This is a genomic window from Haoranjiania flava, from assembly GCF_025631005.1.
GTDB classification, from domain to species: Bacteria; Bacteroidota; Bacteroidia; order Chitinophagales; family Chitinophagaceae; genus Haoranjiania; species Haoranjiania flava.
The window spans coordinates 24,138-42,378 of the sequence record NZ_JAOTPL010000009.1 but is presented as its reverse complement, the minus strand read 5'-3'; the positions used below and the strand labels follow the sequence as shown (position 1 = coordinate 42,378).

At 43.7% G+C, this 18,241-nt stretch carries 16 protein-coding genes; all 16 read left to right on the top strand.

All coding sequences use genetic code 11. From position 1 onward, the window contains the following. Positions 1-2: 2 nt before the first annotated feature. Entirely contained in the window at positions 3-1,223 is a 1,221-nt protein-coding gene (locus tag OD355_RS07665) for an efflux RND transporter periplasmic adaptor subunit (RefSeq protein WP_263037877.1), read from the top strand. A 3-nt stretch (positions 1,224-1,226) separates the two neighbouring features. Next, a complete protein-coding gene (locus OD355_RS07660; RefSeq protein WP_263037876.1) occupies positions 1,227-1,673 on the top strand; it encodes a heme-binding domain-containing protein in 447 nt (148 codons plus the stop codon). 138 nt (positions 1,674-1,811) lie between these two features. Then, entirely contained in the window at positions 1,812-2,870 is a 1,059-nt protein-coding gene (locus tag OD355_RS07655; protein WP_263037875.1) for a class I fructose-bisphosphate aldolase, read from the top strand. Positions 2,871-2,924: 54 nt separating this feature from the next. After that, on the top strand, positions 2,925-3,368 hold the full coding sequence (locus tag OD355_RS07650) for a heme-binding domain-containing protein (RefSeq protein WP_263037874.1): 444 nt from the start codon (positions 2,925-2,927) through the stop codon (positions 3,366-3,368). A gap of 10 nt (positions 3,369-3,378) precedes the next feature. Next, on the top strand, positions 3,379-3,918 hold the full coding sequence (locus OD355_RS07645) for a DUF305 domain-containing protein (protein ID WP_263037873.1): 540 nt from the start codon (positions 3,379-3,381) through the stop codon (positions 3,916-3,918). Between the two features lie 70 nt (positions 3,919-3,988). Continuing rightward, on the top strand, positions 3,989-4,198 hold the full coding sequence (locus OD355_RS13900; RefSeq protein ID WP_317619112.1) for a GDCCVxC domain-containing (seleno)protein: 210 nt from the start codon (positions 3,989-3,991) through the stop codon (positions 4,196-4,198). 12 nt (positions 4,199-4,210) lie between these two features. Next, positions 4,211-6,349 carry a heavy metal translocating P-type ATPase gene (locus tag OD355_RS07640; protein WP_263037872.1) on the top strand — a complete coding sequence of 713 codons (2,139 nt, stop codon included), beginning with the start codon at positions 4,211-4,213 and terminating at the stop codon, positions 6,347-6,349. A 3-nt stretch (positions 6,350-6,352) separates the two neighbouring features. Beyond that, the gene (locus tag OD355_RS07635) at positions 6,353-9,034 is read left to right on the top strand and encodes a multicopper oxidase domain-containing protein (RefSeq protein WP_263037871.1); all 2,682 of its coding nucleotides are present in this window, start codon (positions 6,353-6,355) and stop codon (positions 9,032-9,034) included. Between the two features lie 358 nt (positions 9,035-9,392). After that, the gene (locus OD355_RS07630) at positions 9,393-9,605 is read left to right on the top strand and encodes a hypothetical protein (protein WP_263037870.1); all 213 of its coding nucleotides are present in this window, start codon (positions 9,393-9,395) and stop codon (positions 9,603-9,605) included. Between the two features lie 636 nt (positions 9,606-10,241). Continuing rightward, positions 10,242-10,688 (top strand): division/cell wall cluster transcriptional repressor MraZ, encoded by a 447-nt coding sequence (mraZ, locus tag OD355_RS07625; RefSeq protein ID WP_263037869.1) that lies wholly within the window; start codon positions 10,242-10,244, stop codon positions 10,686-10,688. A 17-nt stretch (positions 10,689-10,705) separates the two neighbouring features. Then, entirely contained in the window at positions 10,706-11,614 is a 909-nt protein-coding gene (rsmH, locus tag OD355_RS07620) for a 16S rRNA (cytosine(1402)-N(4))-methyltransferase RsmH (RefSeq protein WP_263037868.1), read from the top strand. A gap of 22 nt (positions 11,615-11,636) precedes the next feature. Continuing rightward, positions 11,637-11,972, top strand: a complete 336-nt coding sequence (locus OD355_RS07615; protein WP_263037867.1) for an FtsL-like putative cell division protein — start codon at positions 11,637-11,639, stop codon at positions 11,970-11,972. 10 nt (positions 11,973-11,982) lie between these two features. Further along, positions 11,983-14,106 (top strand): penicillin-binding protein, encoded by a 2,124-nt coding sequence (locus OD355_RS07610; RefSeq protein ID WP_263037866.1) that lies wholly within the window; start codon positions 11,983-11,985, stop codon positions 14,104-14,106. 3 nt (positions 14,107-14,109) lie between these two features. After that, positions 14,110-15,573, top strand: coding sequence for a UDP-N-acetylmuramoyl-L-alanyl-D-glutamate--2,6-diaminopimelate ligase (locus tag OD355_RS07605; protein WP_263037865.1), 1,464 nt, complete (start codon positions 14,110-14,112; stop codon positions 15,571-15,573). A gap of 19 nt (positions 15,574-15,592) precedes the next feature. After that, positions 15,593-16,891: a phospho-N-acetylmuramoyl-pentapeptide-transferase gene (gene mraY, locus OD355_RS07600; RefSeq protein ID WP_263037864.1), complete on the top strand. Its 1,299-nt coding sequence runs from the start codon at positions 15,593-15,595 to the stop codon at positions 16,889-16,891. Then, on the top strand, positions 16,891-18,240 hold the full coding sequence (gene murD, locus OD355_RS07595; RefSeq protein WP_263037863.1) for a UDP-N-acetylmuramoyl-L-alanine--D-glutamate ligase: 1,350 nt from the start codon (positions 16,891-16,893) through the stop codon (positions 18,238-18,240). Before mraY ends, murD begins: the two co-directional genes overlap by 1 nt. The last annotated feature ends 1 nt before the right edge of the window (position 18,241 follow it).

The following is an 18,241-nucleotide window of genomic DNA, read 5'->3' as shown; positions in this document are numbered from 1 at the left end:
TTATGCAAAAAATACTTCTTTTCACCGCCATGCTGTTTTTTTTGTTTTCCTGCAAGAATGCAAAAAATGCAGAACAGGAAAACGAACACGCCGCGCACGACATTTATTACACATGCTCCATGCACCCGCAGGTAGTGGCAGACAAGCCCGGAAAATGCCCAATCTGCCACATGGATTTAGTGCCGGCAGAAAAAAAGAAAAATGCCGATCCAAACGCTTTGCAGCTCAACGAACAGCAGATACAACTTGCAAATATTCAAACCGACACCATCCGCAACGGCAGCATTGGCAACAGGATTGTGTTGACGGGAATTTTAAATTTTGATCAGACAAAACTCGAAACCGTAAGCTCAAGGGTGGCCGGCAGAATAGAAAAACTTTATTACAAAAACACAGGCGATTTTGTAAGTAAAGGCGCGCCGCTGTTTGAAATTTACAGTGAAGAGCTGAACAATGCCAAGCAGGAATATCTGCTGGCGCTCGACAGGAAAAATACTTTTATCGGGGAAACCGTCATTGATTTTGACCAACTGCTGGAAAGCGCGAAAAACAAATTGTTGCTGTGGGGAATGACGGAAGCCCAGATAGAGACAATGATTAAAAATCGCAAGGCATCGCCACTCACCACTTTTTACAGCCCTGCATCGGGCTACATTACTACACTTAATATTCGCGAAGGAGATTATGTGATGGAAGGCGGCGCCGTGGTAAATCTTGCAAATCTTTCCACACTTTGGGCGGAGGCACAGGCCTACAGCGCGCGAATGCCGGATGTCAGCGCCGGCACAGTAGCCAGCGTGCAAATTCCTGATTTAGGCGGCAAAATTATAAAAGGAAATATCGCCTTTGTAAACCCTGAAATTAGCGCCGATACAAGAATAAATCTTTTGCGTGTGTCTATTCCTAATCCCGGCAACGCTTTAAAACCTGGCATGCCGGTGTATGTTTTTCTGGAAAATACACAAACCAATGCCCTGTCTTTACCAATAGACGCTGTGATTCGCGACGGTGCAAACGCTACCGTTTGGGTTCAGGCCGGCGACAAAACCTACAAAAGCCGCATGGTAAAAACCGGAGTGGAAAGCGGGGACAGGATTGAAATTCTTTCAGGATTGAATGAAGGCGATATTGTGGTAGTGAATGGCGCTTATTTATTAAACAGCGAATTTATTTTCAAAACCGGCGCCGACCCCATGGCCGGGCACGACATGAGCAATATGTGATGAATGAAGAAGAAGAAGCTGATATGGATACTGATAATTCTACTGGCTGCCATTCAGTTTATCCGGCCAGAACAAAATACCAGTGTACAGCCGCTGCCGCAATCTTTTATTGATACGTTCCAGGTAACGGATAAGGTGAAAACTTTATTAACCACCTCCTGCTTTGATTGCCACAGCAACAATACCCGGTATCCGTGGTACACCCACATCCAGCCTGTAGGCTGGATTTTAGCCAGCCACATCCGGGAAGGAAAGGAGAAGCTCAATTTTAATGAAGTGGCTTCGCTTAGCCCACGCAGGCGCAACTCGAAATTCAAAAGCATCACAGAGCAAATAGAAAACGGCGAAATGCCGCTGAAATCTTACCTCCAAATGCATAAAGATGTAAAACTCAGCGAGCGGGATAAAAATATTCTGATTCATTTCTTCCAATCTAAAATGAAAGAGTAAAGAAATATAAGCAATATGATAAAAATCTTTTTAAACTGCACCGCCGCATGGTATTTGTGCAAGATTACTATGAACAGCAGATTTCATCTTTCGCTACTTTTTGATTAAAAAATTTATCAAAAATCAACACATTTTACTATGGAAAATAAAAACACAAAAGATATTTTGGGCGATAAGGCTGCTTATCTTTTAGAGCATACCTGGACTGCCATTGATAAAAAAGATATTCATCTGCCTTCTCCGCATATTATTGAAGACATCTGGATAAACAGCAACCGCAATAATCAGGTTTTGCGCAACTTCCAGGCATTATTAAATCACGGACGTTTAGGCGGCACAGGTTATTGCAGCATTTTTCCCGTAGATCAGGGCATTGAGCATAGCGCCGGGTCTGCCTTTGCGCCTAATCCCATTTATTTCGACCCGGAAAACATCATCCGGCTGGCAATAGAAGGCGGCTGCAATGGCGTGGCTTCTACGTTTGGCGTCCTTGGCATCATGAGCCGCAAGTATGCACATAAAATTCCTTTCATCGTAAAAATTAATCACAACGAATTTTTAAGCTATCCAAACACTTACGACCAAACGCTTTTCGGAACCATTAAAAATGCGTGGAACATGGGCGCTGTGGCTGTCGGCGCCACCATTTACTGGGGAAGCGAGGAAAGCCGCAGGCAATTGAAAGAAATAGCGGAAGCTTTTGAGCTGGCGCATGAACTGGGTATGGTTACCATTTTGTGGTGCTACACACGGAATAATAATTTTAAAGTAAATAGTATAGATTATCACACTTCTGCCGACTTTACCGGGCAGGCAAATCATTTAGGGGTAACCATTCAGGCGGATATTATTAAACAGAAATTGCCAACCAACAACGGCGGCTACCTGGCTACCAAACACGGAAAAACGAGCAAGCTGGTGTATGAAAAACTTACCACCCATCATCCCATTGATCTCACGCGCTACCAGGTGCTGAACTGTTACAGTGGAAGAATCGGCTTGATCAACAGCGGCGGTGAAAGCCTCGGCGACAGCGACCTGCAGGAAGCCGTTATCACCGCAGTAGTAAACAAGCGCGCGGGCGGCATGGGTCTTATTCTTGGCAGAAAGGCTTTTCAGCGCCCTTTCCAGCAAGGCGTGGAAATGCTGCAATCCATTCAAAATGTGTATCTGGATAATGAAATAACAATTGCATAATCAGATCAAAAAAATCTTATTAGGCCGCCCGCCGTACAAAAACTGTATTGAAGCATGAACAAATTAATAATCCTGTTGATTATTTTACTAGCCGCCATTCAGTTTATCCGGCCTGCACGAAACACGAGCGTGCAGGCTGTTCCACAGGCATTTATGGATACTTTTCAGGTAAACGAAAATGTAAAAAAGCTGTTGGTTACTTCCTGTTTTGATTGCCACAGCAATCATACGCGTTATCCGTGGTACACCAATATCCAGCCTGTTGGCTGGCTGATGGCAAAACACATCAGAGACGGAAAAGCGGAATTGAATTTTGATGAATTAGCGGCTTTAAGTCCAAGAAGACGCAATTCAAAATTCAGAAGCATAACAGAACAAATAGAAAAGGATGAAATGCCTTTGAAATCTTATCTTATTTTGCATAAAGATGCCCGCCTTAGTGAAGAAGATAAAAACACTTTAATCAGTTTCTTTCAATCAAAAATAAATAAAAACTAAATAAATAAAAATGGAACATTCAACGCATAAAAGCCACAATGCCCCCTCAGGGCACAATACGCAGTCTCGGATAAAATCTCACGATATGTCTATGGACCATAAAAACCACTACAAAAAATTGCTTTGGATGATGATTGCCTCTTTCATTGCAATGTACATTTTAATGTATGCAATGGTTGACAGGTTCGTCAATGTAATTCCCAACTTTAATCAATTCTATATGGCAGGTTTGATGAGTGCGCCAATGCTGATCATTGAATTGTTATTGATGGGCAAAATGTATCCTAACAAAAAGATGAACACCATTCTTATTGGTTTAGGAGCGGCTTTGCTACTCACATTTTTTTTGTTGATAAGAAATCAGGCTGCCATTGGAGATAAACAATTCCTTAAATCAATGATACCGCACCACGCAGGAGCTATATTAATGGTAGAAAAAAGCGAACTAAAAGACCCTGAAGTGCAAAAATTAGCAGAGGACATTATTGATGCACAGAACAAAGAGATTGAGTTTATGAAAGCAAAGATCAATGAATTAGAAAATAAATAATGTAGAAACGAATTTTTAATTTTCTGAAATGTTTTTATTCACCGAAAAAGTTGCTGTAAACAATTTGCAAATGGAAATAATAACAGTATCAAAAATAACCTGTCCGCATTGCGGTTTTTCCAGGCAGGAAACCACGCCGGCAGATGCCTGTAAATATTTTTATGAATGTGAAAATTGTAAAGCAATATTAAAACCCAAACAAGGCGATTGTTGTGTATTTTGCAGTTATGGCACGGTCAAATGCCCGCCCATGCAATCCGGCAATTCCTGTTGCAATTAAAAACAATTGATTATGCAAAAATATACTTGCCCCATGCACTCGCAGGTGCTCAAAGACGAACCCGGCAAATGCCCGCTTTGCGGAATGGATTTAGTATCAATAGGCGGCGCGAAACATGCCGCCGCCCACAACCGTCACAATCGCCACAACGAAGCACACAAAGGGCAAGCCGCAGAACATGCTGCCCACGGCGATGCAGGCTACAACAAGCACGAAGGCCACCACACCCACGACTTCCTGAAAAGGTTTTGGATAAGCCTCATCGTTACCGTGCCCATACTGGCATTGTCGCACATGGTGCAACGGTGGCTTGGCTTTAGCTTCACCTTTCGGGGCGACAAATATGTGTTGCTGGCTTTAGGCACATTCATTTATATCTATGGCGGCATGCCTTTCCTGAAAGGAATGATTGGAGAAATAAAAGCCAATGCCATAGGAATGATGACGCTCGTTGCCTTAGCAATCACCGTTGCCTATGTGTACAGTGCAGCAGTTGTTTTCGGGCTGCCGGGCATGGATTTTTTTTGGGAACTGGCAACCCTGATCGTCATTATGCTGCTGGGTCACTGGTTGGAAATGCGCTCGCAAATGGCAGCCTCCAGAGCCTTGCAATCATTAATAGAATTACTGCCTAATGAAGTAAATGTGGAACGCAACGGCGAAATAACAAAAATCGGCTTAGACGATTTGAAAAATGAAGATGTGGTGATCATTAAACCGGGAGAAAAAATTCCTGCCGATGGATTGGTGATTGAAGGCACTTCTTCCGTAAACGAAAGTATGCTTACCGGCGAAAGCGTGCCCGTAAAAAAAGAAGTGAACGCTAAAGTAATTGCAGGCGCTATCAATGGCGATGGCGCGTTGAGGGTAAAGGCAACAGGCGTGGGAAAAGACAGTTACCTCAATAAGGTAATCAACTTGGTAGCAGACGCGCAGGCAGCCAAATCCAATACGCAAAACCTTGCGGATAAAGTAGCCAAGTGGCTAACTTATACTGCCATTGCAGTTGGCTTAGGCACTTTCGTTTATTGGTATTTTCCGGGCGGTGATTTATCTTTTGCGTTGGAAAGAATGGTTACGGTTATGGTTACGGCCTGCCCGCACGCATTGGGCGTTGCAATTCCTTTGGTAGTGGCAATTTCCACCACGCTTTCAGCAACGAATGGTTTGCTCATCCGCAACCGCACCGCATTTGAAACCACCAGAAGATTATCTACCATTATTTTTGACAAAACCGGCACACTTACCGAAGGTTCGCACGCAGTAGAGAAAATTATTCCTGTGAAAAATTATTCCGCAGACGAAATATTGCAGTATGCCGCTGCGTTGCAGCAAAACTCTGAACACCATATTGCAAAAGGAGTTTTAAAAACACTCAAAGAAAAAAACCTGCCGCTCTGGAAGTCAGAAAACTTTACATATATGCAGGGCGTTGGCGTTGCAGGTACCGTAAATGGCAAAAACATCATTGCTGCGGGCCCCAATTATTTCACCCAAAACAATCAGCCGCTTCCTGAAATTCCAAAAGAAATTAACCAGGATGCACAAACGGTAAACTTCGTGTTGATTGATAGCCAGCTTGCAGGTATAATCACATTAGCCGATACTGTTCGCAACGGATCTCAGGAAGCAATCAATCAGTTAAAAGAAATGGGCATAAAATCATTTTTGCTTACCGGCGATAATGAAAAAATTGCTGCGACCGTTAGTAATCAATTAGGTATGGACGGTTTTTTAGCAAATGTATTGCCGCATAACAAACAGGAAAAAGTAAAAGAGTTTCAGGCAAAAGGCGAAATAGTGGCAATGACGGGCGATGGCGTAAACGATGCGCCTGCACTGGCACAGGCAGATGTGGGTATTGCCGTTGGTTCGGGAACGGATGTTGCAGCCGAAACAGCCGATATTGTTTTAGTGAACAGCGACCCGCGCGATGTGGTAAAAATGATTGATTTTGGCAAACGCACGTATAACAAAATGGTTCAAAACCTAATCTGGGCAGTGGGTTACAACGTGGTGGCAATTCCTTTAGCCGCAGGAATTTTGTATCCAAAATTTGTTCTTAGCCCGGCAATGGGCGCTGTGCTGATGAGCGTAAGCACCATCGTTGTCGCAATTAATGCAAGTCTTTTAAAACTGAATAAAAAATAACCGATGAATTATTTTCTAACAATACTTCTTGCGCTTGCTTTTGTATTCAATGCACAGGCGCAAGCTCCCTCTCTCCCGAAGGTTCGGGATGTGGAGAGGACGGAGAATAAAGTCATCTACACTTGCCCTATGCACCCCGAAGTGCAGAAGAAATCGCCGGACAAATGTCCGAAATGTGGAATGAACTTAGTGCCAAAAAAGGTTCCCGCTTCCCCGCCGGCCGATCCATCCGGGCGGGCTTCGTTACAAGTGGAAAGTGATGATATAGCCCCCTCTCCAAAAGGAGAGGGCGTTGGGGGTGAGGCTATTTCCTTTGCCGGCAAAACCGTACGCTATGATTTGTATGTAACCGATACAATCGTAAACTTTACAGGAAAAAGACGACATGCTTATGCCATCAATGGACAAATCCCTGCGCCAACTTTGTATTTCACCGAAGGCGACACGGCAGAAATTTATTTGCACAACAATCTAAAAAAAGAAGAAACTTCGCTGCATTGGCATGGCGTAATTCTGCCTAACCCGCAGGATGGCGTGCCTTATCTTACCACAAAAAGAATCGGCCCGGGCGAAACCCACTTGTACAAATTTAAAGTTGTACAGAATGGCACTTACTGGTATCATTCCCACAGCGGTTTGCAAGAGCAGGCAGGCATGTATGGCGCTTTGGTTTTTAAAAAAAGAGATAATAGGTTAATGGAAAGCCGGTACAAGTCCATTATACCTGTTGTGCTTAGCGAGTGGACAGACGAAAAACCCAATGAAGTAATGCGAAGATTACATACAGCCAACGATTGGTACGCCATTAAAAAAGGAAGTGTGCAAAGCTACGCCGAAGCCATTCAACACAAAGCATTCGGCACAAAACTTAAAAATGAATGGCTGCGTATGAAAGCGATGGATGTGAGCGATGTGTACTACGACAGGTTCCTCATTAATGGCAAACCCGAACAAACCATTGAAACGGTGAGGCTCAAGGCCGGCGATAAAATAAGATTGAGGGTTGTGAATGCCGGCGCATCCAGTTATTTTTGGTTGAATTACGGCGGCGGCAAAATCACAGTGGTTGCCAATGATGGAAATGATGTTGAGCCGGTGGAAGTAGACAGATTAATAATCGGTACTGCGGAAACTTATGATATTGAAGTAAACATTCCCGAAAATATGCGTTACGAGTTGAGGGCTACTCTCGAAGACCGTACCAAACACGCCTCGCTCTGGTTAGGCAGCGGCCACAAGATGCCGGCGCCCGATTTGCCCCGCCTGAAATATTTTGAAGGCATGAAGATGATGAACAATATGATGAAGATGAACGGCGACATGAAAGATATGGGAATGAAAATGAGCCTGCAAACGATGGATATGAACCAGGTAATGTATCCCGAATTGCAGGGCAGCCAGCCAATGAACCACGATATGGGAAGTATGAAACAATCTGCAACACCTCAAGACCATTCAATGCATAATATGGCTTCAACAGATACCGCTAAAATCCAAGGCCATTCAATGCACCAAATGCAACAATACACTTGCCCAATGCACCCCGAAGTTATTTCCGATAAACCCGGTAAATGCCCTAAATGTGGAATGGCTTTAGTACCAAAAGCCTCCTCTCCTTCGGAGAGGGCGGGGGGTGAGGCTCACGAAAAAATGGATATGTCCACTGTAAATGGTATTCGCACTTTAAATTACGACTTACTAAAATCAACCGAAAAAACAGCCTTTCCGCCCGATGCACCTGTTCATAAAATTCATTTCACATTAGAAGGAAATATGAACCGCTACCTATGGACATTGGATAATAAAACCGTTTTAGAAACCGATAAAATAATGATTAAAAAAGGCGAAATCTTACGGTTGGTATTAACCAATAATTCAATGATGCGCCACCCAATGCACCTGCACGGTCACGATTTCCGTGTACTCAATTCAAATGGCGAATATTCACCTCTAAAAAATGTAATTGACATATTGCCGATGGAAACCGACACCATAGAATTTGCAGCAAATCAGGATGGAGATTGGTTTTTCCATTGCCACATATTGTATCATATGATGGCAGGTATGGGCAGGATTTTCAGCTATCAAAATTCAGAACCAAACCCACAATTACCCAATAAAGCCGAAGCGTGGCGCTTGTTCAAAAAAGATAATAGAATGACAGCATTTAAAGCACAGGTAGGTCTTGAAAGCAACGGAAGTGATGGAGAGTTTATGTGGATGAGCCACAGGTATGCACTCAGCGGCGATTGGCATATTGGATTGAAACCAGAGCACGGCGCGGAAGGCAGCCTGATTTTTGGCAGATACTTGGGCAAAATGCAATGGGCATATCCCTACATTGGCGCACAATACAGGTACAAACCAAAAAGCCACGGCGTAGAAAAAAATCTGTTCGGTCAGGAAACAATACACACAAATTATTGGGCACCCGTCATAGGTTTTCAATATACATTACCGTGGTTAGTTGTAGCCGATGCAAGGGTAGATATGTATGGAAAAATCCGCTTCCAGCTTATGCGTGAAGACATTCCCGTTACACCACGCTTGCGCTTCAATTGGATGGTAAATACCGACAAAGAATATATGGTAGGCTTCCGGTACATAACCACCAAATGGCTCGCCCTATCCACGCATTACGATAGCGATATGGGCTTCGGCGCAGGCGTGACAATTATTTATTAACTGTAATTTTATTCGGAATCTCATTACCATTTTTTGACCACATGGTCTTTTCAATAATCCCGAATTTGACCATTTCATAATTTCTTAACAGGTTAGTAATACCCGTAAAAGAAGATTTAACCATGCTTTGTAAATTGCTTAAAGTAGCACAGTCTATTTGTTCCCCGCATAAAGATGCTTATAGAAATAAAAAAGGAAGGGCAAACGGGTATTTCTAAACGTGCACTCATGGAGCGTATTGGCGCAGGCAGCCAGACGACACATAACTGGAGGGCCTCTTACAAAAACGGCGGCCTTGAGTCTTTGCTATCCCATAACCGCAAAGGGTTTAAACCCTCAGTATTCACCCAAGCCGAACATGAAGCATTGTCTAGGGTGCTGCATGACCCCTAACAACGGGCTAACAGGCTTTGTAGCGCTCAAGCAATGGGAAAAAAAATTCAACAAAGAAGTAAAATACAATACACTATTGAAATACTGCATACTAAAGTTTGGCGCCAAAACGAAAGTAGCAAGAAAATCCCATGTCAGCAAAGATCAGGACAAGGTAGAGGATTTTAAAAAACTTTGATTGCATCGGTAGAGAAGCCACCGGGCGAAGTAAAGCAACATTATCGCTAAGTAATCTTTATTTTCAGGATGAATGCAAGTTCGGGTTGTTCACTAAAAACGGCAGGAAGCTAACAGCAAAGGCGTAAAGCCCATATGCCCTTTTCAATAAGTATTCCAAAGTACCTATCTTAAAGTACCTATCTTTATGGAGCATTTTCACCTATCGACTAGCAAAAGCTTCCTGCTGAATTTACCCTATTGCACAGCCCGGAGTTAAGCCCGGCAGAAAAAATATGACAAAAGTTCAAAAAAAACTTATCAAACAAAGTATTTATAAATCTTAGCGAAGTAAAATTGTTGATTAGTGAACAACTACTTGTTAACAATGGTTTTTGTTCAAGCTACTAATTCTGCACACAATAAAGCTTCATAAGTCTGTATTATACAGTGTCTTTGTGTATTTAGTTTGTATTTTTACTGCTGTTATCCACATTTATGCACATTATTTGCACATAGCTTTTTCATTAATTTAGCTGAATGCCTTATGTCTATTAGGATTCAGCTGTTTTGTATTTGTGGATAAAAAACGCCTGCTCAAAAAGTGGTAAAAAGTGGGAAATTGTGTTATTTTGTACTGATAAAATCAATTTCCTTCATGTCAAGCATTTTCGGCGAATATAAGGTTACTATGGATACAAAAGGCAGGATGATGATCCCGGCCGAGTTCCGCCGCCAGTTGGAGGAACAGGATGAGTCGTCTTTCGTGATCAAACGTGGCATGAACAACTGCCTCACGCTGTATTTGCAGAGCCAATGGAGTGTAATGCGCCAGAAATTAGACGGCATGAATGATTTTAATCCGAAAGTGCAGCAGTTCAAAAGGCTTTTTTTAGACGGGATTGCTATTGTAGAACCTGATAGCGCAGGCAGGCTGTTGATGCCAAAGCATTTACAGGAATATGCCGGCCTTTCAAAGGACGTGGTATTCTGGGCGCAGGGCAATAAAGTGGAGATATGGGATAAAGAAGCTAAGGACAAATATGTGGAAGCACAGATGGCAAGCATGGAAAGCCTTGCATCGGAATTGTTTAGTGGTGTGTAAATAAAAAATAACTGCAGATGTATGGAAACGATTATCATATTCCGGTACTGTTCAGGGAAACCATTGATAATCTGAATATAAGAACCGGGGGCACTTACGTAGATTGTACGTTTGGCGGTGGCGGGCACAGCCGTGGCATTTTAGAAAAGCTGGGAACACAGGGCAGGCTTGTGGCTTTCGACCAGGATGAAGATGCCAGGAAAAATATCCCGCATGATGATCGTGTCTTGTTCATTTCCCAGAATTTCCGGTATATCAGCCGTTTCCTGAAAGTGAATGACATAGATAAGGTAGATGGAATACTTGCTGACCTGGGTGTCAGCAGTTTTCAGTTCAACGAAGCCGAACGCGGTTTCTCTACCAGGTTTGACGGGCCGCTGGATATGCGTATGGATAAGCGTAATGAAACTACCGCCATGCATGTATTGATGCACAACGATGAAAAAACTTTGCAGGATATTTTTAGTAAATACGGAGAAGTGACCAACGCCAGAACATTGGCCAGGCATATAGTAGAAAAAAGAACTGCTACCGCGCTCGCAAGTATTAACGGCTTCAAGAGCCTGGTAGCGCCCATGGTTAAAGGTAATCCTAATAAATATTTTGCACAGGTATTCCAGGCTTTGCGCATTGAAGTGAATGAAGAGCTGAAAGTATTGCAGGAATTACTGTCTCAGGTGCCCGAATTGCTGAACAGCGGGGGCAGGTGCGCGATCATTACTTTTCACTCCCTCGAAGACAGGATGGTGAAAAACTTTTTTAAACAGGGCACCTTTGATGTGGTTGATAAAAACCCGTTGTTTAATTCCACATTTCAAAACCCGCTAAAGGTAATTACCAGGAAACCGGTGGCGCCGTCACAGCAAGAGATTAGTAACAACAGCCGCAGCCGCAGCGCCAGGCTAAGGGTTGCAGAAAAAATATAAGTCTGAGCTAAGTAAGGATGTAATGGAGAAAAGAAAAAAAATTATTGAGTTCAAGAAATTATTCAGGTACAACTGGATAGTGGAAAACATAGGCTTCTTTTTGTTCCTTGGCTTTCTTACCGTGATCTACATTGCCAACGGCCACCAGGCAGACAAGAGCATAAGAGAAATAAGCAGGACCAATAAAAAGCTGGTAGAGCTGGAGTATGAATATAAAACACTGAAAAGTGAACTGATGTATAAAACCAGGGAGTCAGAGCTCATAAAGGCAGCAGAGCCTATGGGCCTGAGCCTGAGCGATAAACAACCGGTACATATAAAAATGATTGAAAGGCACAGGGCTTACTCGCAGGAGTAACGGTGTAAAAATGGAAGTAAAGAACGTCATATTATCAAGGGTCTACCTGGCCTATCTCCTGATCATACTGATCTGTGTGGCTGTAGTGGGCAAAGCTTTTTACATACAGAGCGCACAGGGAGATTACTGGAAAAGCATGAGCGACAGCCTGCACCAGAAGATGCAGATGCTCGATGCCTCGCGCGGCACCATTTACAGCCAGGACGGGCAGATGCTCAGCACCAGCATACCGCAGTTTGATATTTATATAGATTTTGCTGCTGATGGTTTAAGGGAAAAGAACGGCAAACGTTTCAGGGAAAACCTGGATTCCTTGTGCCACCATCTTGCTATATTGTTCCCTCAAAAAAGGGCAAGCGACTACAGGCAGGAGCTGGAATACGGATACAACAAGGAGCTCAGGTATTATTCCTTATTAAAAAAAGTAAATTTCAGGGATTACCAGAAACTACTGAAACTTCCCCTGGTAAGAGAAGGGCGCAACAAAAGCGGATTTATACCCGAAGTAAAAAACATACGTCTGAACCCCTACGGCATGCTGGCTTTCAGGACAATAGGCCTTAACAGGGAAAACAGTTCCAATGTAGGCTTGGAACTTACCTACGATTCCATCCTTAAAGGAAAAGAAGGCAGAAGGCTGGTGCGCTTTATTGCCGGCGGTGTTGCGGTACCTGTGGAAAACGCCAACGAAATTGACCCCGAAGACGGCAAGGACATCATCACGACCATTGATATAAAAATGCAGGAAATTGTAGAGAATGCGCTGATGAAGATGATGCAGGAAAACGAAGCCCAGAAAGGCACTGCCATTGTGATGGAAGTAAAAACCGGCAAAGTAAAGGCCATTGCAAACCTCGACAGGACACCCAACGGCAATTATGCCGAAATATACAACAATGCCATTACACCTACAGAGCCGGGCTCTACTTTTAAGCTTGCCTCTATGCTGGCTGTGCTCGAAGATGGCAAGACCGATACCGGCAAATCCATTGACATGGAAGGCGGCCGCTGGCTGATAAATAAACGCACCGTATACGACAGTGAGAACCACGGGCATGTGGCCAGTGTGAAAAAAGCATTTGAGATGAGCTCTAACGTAGCAAGCGCCAAGCTGGTGTATAATGCTTACGGCGCCAACCCTGCATTGTTTATTGATCATTTAAAGAACATGGGCTTTGCAGAAAAAACAGGTATAGACCTGGTAGGCGAACGCAATCCCGTGATACATCTGCCCGGCTCATCTACATGGAGTGCAACAACATTGCCCTGGATGGCATTTGGCTACAGCCTTACCATATCACCGCTGCATACCGCCATGCTGTACAATACCGTGGCCAATAATGGTAAAATGATGCGGCCTTATCTCGTAGATGCCATTGCCAGCGATGGTGTGGTAATAGAAAAAAAGTACCCGCATGAAGTAAGAACTATTTGTTCTCCCGAAGTGGTGAATAAATTACAGGCCATGCTGGAAGGTGTGTGCAATATTGAAGGTGGCACAGGCTACAGGCTGTTGCGCGATGTGCCTTTTAAAGTGGCAGGCAAAACCGGTACTGCTTTGGTGGCTCAGGGAAAGCTGGGCTACAATGCAGGCATTTACCAATCGTCGTTTGCCGGATATTTTCCCGCTGAAAAGCCGGAATATACCTGCGTTGTAGTGATCATCAACAAACCGCGCGCGGCCAAATATTATGGTGCTGCAGTGGCCGGGCCTGTGTTTAAAGAAATTGCACAGCGGCTGTATACGATGTACGTGCGGAGGGATGGCAATGAAAAGGATCATGGTTTAGACAGTTTAAAAGCGGAATCATCCAACTATTATTTCGCGGGCGGCGTGCATGACCTGCATACCATATTCAAGACACTGGGCATCAATTACGTGGATTCTGCAACCGTACAAAAACAGTTTGCGCTGGTGCATGGTTATGAAAAGCCTGTATTGAAAAACCTGAATTACCTGAAAGGGAATAAGATGCCCAACCTTGTTGGCCTTGGGTTGAAAGATGCTTTGTACCTGTGCGAGAGCAAAGGGCTGAAAGTATTTATAGATGGAGTAGGGAAAGTTACTTCGCAATCCATAGCTATGGGAGATCCTGTGGAATCAGGGCAACAAATAAAATTATTATTGAATTAACCGTTGAAGACACTTAGAGACATATTGCACCATATACCAACCGTTAAACTGGCGGGTGATGCCGGTGTGCAGGTAAAAGATCTGCAACTCGACTCCCGTAAGGTTTCTGACGGTACTGCGTTTATAGCCATCAGAGGCGCCGTGTCTGACGGCCACGATTTTATAGGCAAGGCTGTTGAAAACGGCGCTGTTGCTGTATTCTGTGAAAAGCTGCCGCAGGTAGTGCAGGAAAATATTGTGTATGTACAGGTGAAAGATACACAGGAAGCTGCGGCTTTGGTAGCAGGGAATTTTTACCAGCATCCGTCTTCTGAAATAAAGCTGTATGGCATTACAGGTACGAATGGCAAAACTACCGTAGCTACAATCCTGTATAAACTATTCACAGGGCTGGGATATAAATGCGGGTTGGTAAGTACAGTGGAAAATAAGATAGGACAAGAAGTGATACCGGCTACACATACCACGCCGGACGCCATCAGCCTGAACGCTTTGTTGCAACGTATGCAGCAGGAAGGTTGTACGCATGTATTTATGGAGTGCAGCAGCCATGCTATACACCAGCACAGGACCACAGGGCTCAGCTTTGCAGGCGGTATTTTTACCAACATTACTCACGACCATCTGGACTACCATAAAACATTTGATGAGTACATAAAAGTAAAGAAAAAATTCTTTGACCAATTGCCTTCAGTCGCATTTGCACTCACCAACATAGATGATAAGCGTGGCAGTGTAATGCTGCAAAACACAAAGGCCACAAAGCGCACATACAGCCTCCATACTATGGCAGATTTCAAAGGAAAAATCCTGGAGAATGCATTAACAGGCCTTGTGATGCTTGTGAATAACCGTGAGGTGCATTTCAGGCTTATTGGGGAGTTCAATGCCTACAACATACTGGCTGTCTTCGGTACAGCTATATCTGCCGGTGAAGATAGCGAGGAGGTGTTGCGCATATTGAGTATGCTTACCAGTGCGGAAGGCAGGTTTGACTATATCGTAAGCAAAAGAAATATTATCGGCATTGTAGACTATGCACACACGCCGGATGCATTGCAAAATGTATTAGAAACTATTGGCCAGCTGAAAAAAACCGGCGGCCGGGTGATCGCCGTGGTGGGCTGCGGTGGAGACAGGGATAAGGCCAAGCGCCCGGTAATGGCTAAGGTAGCTGCTGAACTGAGCAGCCGCGTGATACTGACCAGTGATAATCCGCGCAGCGAAGATCCTGCAGTTATCATCAGGGAAATGGAAGCAGGACTGAATACTGCCGGCAAAAGAAAAGCTATAAGCATCGCCGACAGGAAAGAAGCGGTAAAGACAGCCGTAAGCCTCGCAAATGATGGAGACATCATACTTGTAGCAGGAAAAGGCCATGAAAAGTACCAGGAAGTAAACGGCGTGAGAAATCATTTTGATGATAGGGAAGTATTAATGGAAATGTTTGAATTGTTAGAAAAGTAAATTGAAAAAATAAACCGGCATGTTATATCATTTGTTTAATTGGTTAAAAGAAAATTACGATTTCACCGGTGCGGGTGTATTTCAATACATCTCGTTCCGGGCATCCATGGCATTGATATTTTCATTGCTGATAGCTACCATCTATGGCAGAAGGCTGATCAATTTACTCAAGCGTGCGCAGATAGGCGAAGAGGTAAGAGACCTCGGCCTGGAAGGACAGCAGGAAAAAAAGGGCACGCCTACTATGGGCGGCATCATAATTTTATTGGCCATACTGGTGCCTACCATTTTGTTTGCAGACCTTACCAATGTTTACGTGCAGCTTATGCTGCTCTGCACCGTTTGGATGGGTGTGATAGGCCTGTTGGATGATACTTTAAAAATACGGTCCAAGAAAAAGGCCATGCAAAGCGGCGGCAGGTATGAGAAGAAAGACAAGGATGGCCTGGCCGGTATGGCCAAGATCATCGGGCAGGTAGGCCTCGGCATCATCATCGGGTCAACATTGTATTTCAGCCAGGATGTAGTGATTGAAAGGCCCGTGATCAATCAGCAGGGGATTACACAAAATTCCGTTCCTGCTCAGAACGAAGTGGTGCGTGAAGTTTCTGGCAGGGAGAAAAGATATGTAAAAGCCAACCAGCCCATCACTACCATTCCTTTTGTAAAAAACCATGAGTTTAATTACAGTAAAATTATTTCGTGGATGGGCGAGGGTGCCGATAAGTTTACCTGGCTTGTTTACATCCTGATTGTCACTTTCATTATTGTGGCTGTCTCTAACGGGGCAAACTTAACGGATGGTATAGATGGCCTCGCCGGCGGAGTCAGCGGTATCATTGGCTTTGGTATGTTCATATTCATTTATGTTAGCGGTAATTATATTTTATCTGATTACCTCAACATCATGTACATACCCAACATCAGTGATCTTACTATTTTCACCGCAGCGCTCATGGGCGGCTGTGTCGGCTTTCTCTGGTACAATGCTTATCCAGCACAGGTTTTTATGGGCGATACGGGAAGCCTGGCATTGGGCGGCATCATTGCATCGTTGGCGATTATTGTAAGAAAAGAATTGCTGATCCCTATTTTTTGCGGCATCTTTTTGCTGGAAAATCTGAGTGTGATCTTACAGGTGAGTTATTTCAAATACACCAAAAAGAAATTTGGCGAAGGCAGGCGGATATTTTTAATGAGCCCGATGCATCATCATTACCAGAAGAAAGGTTACCACGAAAATAAGATATCCGTACGCTTCTGGATCGTAAGCATTATACTGGTTGTGTTTAGCATAGCTACTTTAAAAATGAGGTAATGAACAGGAATAAACATCAAAAGCTTTGTGTACTGGGTGCTGCTGAAAGCGGCATAGGCGCTGCTTTGCTGGCTGTGCAACAAGGCTTTGAAGTGTTTGTGAGCGACTATGGAAAAATTGAAGAGGCATATAAAGTAAAATTGCATAACGCAGGCATAGCCTATGAAGAAGGCGGCCATACGACAGCGAAAATCCTTGACGCAGAGGTGATTGTAAAAAGCCCGGGCATTGCGGAAAGCACACCTGTAATGAAGAAAATAAGAGAAGCCGGCATTGAAGTGATCAGTGAGATTGAGCTGGCTTACCAATACAAAGGCGATAGTAAAATAATTGCCATCACAGGCACCAACGGCAAGACTACAACAACGTCATTGATTTACCACATCTGCACAACAGCAGGCCTTGACTGTGCATTGGTGGGCAATATAGGCTACTCGTTTGCTCAACAGGTAGCAGAAGATCCGAAACCGTTGTACGTGTTGGAAATAAGTTCTTTTCAGCTGGATGATATAAAAACGTTCCGCCCGGATGTGGCAGTACTGCTCAACATTACAGAAGACCACCTGGACAGGTATGATTACCGCATGGAGAATTATATAGACAGTAAATTTAAAATTACGGCAAATCAGCATTCAGACGATGTTTTCATCTACAACCTTGATGACAACATCATTATAAAAAAATTAAAAAACATTTCAGTTTTATCACAATCAATCCCTTTTACAATGAAACAGGAAGTAAACAAAGGCGCATACATTAAAGACGGACAAATGATGTTGAAAGCACAGGAAGAACGTGTAAGCATGAACATTTATGATTTCGCATTAAAAGGGAAACATAATCAGTACAACACTATGGCAGCGGGACTGGCGGGGGCAAGCCTTAACATACGCAAAGAAAAAATTCGCGAAGCGATCAAAACTTTTGAGAACCTTGAACACCGCATGGAGCCGGTAACCACCATCAACGGTATAGAATTTATCAACGACAGTAAAGGCACAAACCTCAACAGCGTTTGGTTTGCGCTTGAAAGCATTGCCAAGCCTACCATTCTCATTATGGGCGGTATTGATAAAGGCAACGATTATTCTTTCCTCGAAGAGCTGGTGAAAGAAAAAGTAAAAGCCATTGTCTGCCTCGGGCTGGACAATTCCAGGATCGTCAATGCTTTCAATACGCTGGTGCCGGTGGTAGAAACATCTTCCATGAAAGATGCAGTGGGAGAGGCTTATCATTTAGCTGCCTCCGGAGATGTAGTGTTATTAAGCCCCGGCTGTTCCAGCTTTGATCTTTTTAAAAATTATATGGACAGGGGTAACATTTTTAAACAGGAAGTAAAAGCATTATAAC

Bases quoted from the DNA above. Each gene is read 5' to 3' on its own strand.
- OD355_RS07665 (WP_263037877.1), top strand. From the start codon at position 3: ATGCAAAAAATACTTCTTTTCACCGCCATGCTGTTTTTTTTGTTTTCC.
- OD355_RS07660 (WP_263037876.1), top strand. From the start codon at position 1,227: ATGAAGAAGAAGAAGCTGATATGGATACTGATAATTCTACTGGCTGCC.
- OD355_RS07655 (WP_263037875.1), top strand. From the start codon at position 1,812: ATGGAAAATAAAAACACAAAAGATATTTTGGGCGATAAGGCTGCTTAT.
- OD355_RS07650 (WP_263037874.1), top strand. From the start codon at position 2,925: ATGAACAAATTAATAATCCTGTTGATTATTTTACTAGCCGCCATTCAG.
- OD355_RS07645 (WP_263037873.1), top strand. From the start codon at position 3,379: ATGGAACATTCAACGCATAAAAGCCACAATGCCCCCTCAGGGCACAAT.
- OD355_RS13900 (WP_317619112.1), top strand. From the start codon at position 3,989: ATGGAAATAATAACAGTATCAAAAATAACCTGTCCGCATTGCGGTTTT.
- OD355_RS07640 (WP_263037872.1), top strand. From the start codon at position 4,211: ATGCAAAAATATACTTGCCCCATGCACTCGCAGGTGCTCAAAGACGAA.
- OD355_RS07635 (WP_263037871.1), top strand. From the start codon at position 6,353: ATGAATTATTTTCTAACAATACTTCTTGCGCTTGCTTTTGTATTCAAT.
- OD355_RS07630 (WP_263037870.1), top strand. From the start codon at position 9,393: ATGAAGCATTGTCTAGGGTGCTGCATGACCCCTAACAACGGGCTAACA.
- mraZ (WP_263037869.1), top strand. From the start codon at position 10,242: ATGTCAAGCATTTTCGGCGAATATAAGGTTACTATGGATACAAAAGGC.
- rsmH (WP_263037868.1), top strand. From the start codon at position 10,706: ATGTATGGAAACGATTATCATATTCCGGTACTGTTCAGGGAAACCATT.
- OD355_RS07615 (WP_263037867.1), top strand. From the start codon at position 11,637: ATGGAGAAAAGAAAAAAAATTATTGAGTTCAAGAAATTATTCAGGTAC.
- OD355_RS07610 (WP_263037866.1), top strand. From the start codon at position 11,983: ATGGAAGTAAAGAACGTCATATTATCAAGGGTCTACCTGGCCTATCTC.
- mraY (WP_263037864.1), top strand. From the start codon at position 15,593: ATGTTATATCATTTGTTTAATTGGTTAAAAGAAAATTACGATTTCACC.
- murD (WP_263037863.1), top strand. From the start codon at position 16,891: ATGAACAGGAATAAACATCAAAAGCTTTGTGTACTGGGTGCTGCTGAA.